The organism is Wolbachia endosymbiont of Tuta absoluta (genome assembly GCF_059414725.1).
Genome location: NZ_JBNRJY010000688.1, coordinates 1 through 438 on the forward strand (window position 1 = coordinate 1; position 438 = coordinate 438).

Genomic DNA, 438 nt, shown 5'->3' on the forward strand with positions numbered 1-438 from the left:
TTTAGTTTACGTAAAATAAAAAATTAAATACTCTTTACATAGAAAACACCCAGACTAAACACAAATAACTGAAAAATTTACTTTACAAATATTTGTGTTTTCTGGGGAGTGATCGATCCTTACAAGCCAGACGATAGCTCATCTGTACCCCACCTTCTTCCGATACAGAAAGCTCCTTTGATATTGCTTTTATTTCTTCTTTACTCAAAGTTTCTCTGTTTGTGTAGTGTAAAATTCATTTTTTTATTTTAATAAATACAGTAAAAAATTACAGCTACTTACTAAATGATGTTAAATTGAAAAGGGTTTGGAAGGTAGCCATTATGTAACTGATCGATCCCCACAAGACACAAATATTTATAAAGTAAATTTTTCAGATATTTGTGTTTAGTCTGGATGTTTTCTTTGTAATATGTATTTATTAAAATAAAAAGTATA

The 438-nt window shown here is 28.1% G+C and carries 1 pseudogene; it reads right to left on the reverse strand.

Features of this window, described 5'->3' with window-relative positions:
- Positions 1 to 106 precede the first annotated feature (106 nt).
- Positions 107 to 235, reverse strand: a pseudogene (locus tag ACJ5GX_RS07235) (RNA polymerase factor sigma-32); the annotation flags it as partial.
- Positions 236 to 438 lie beyond the last annotated feature (203 nt).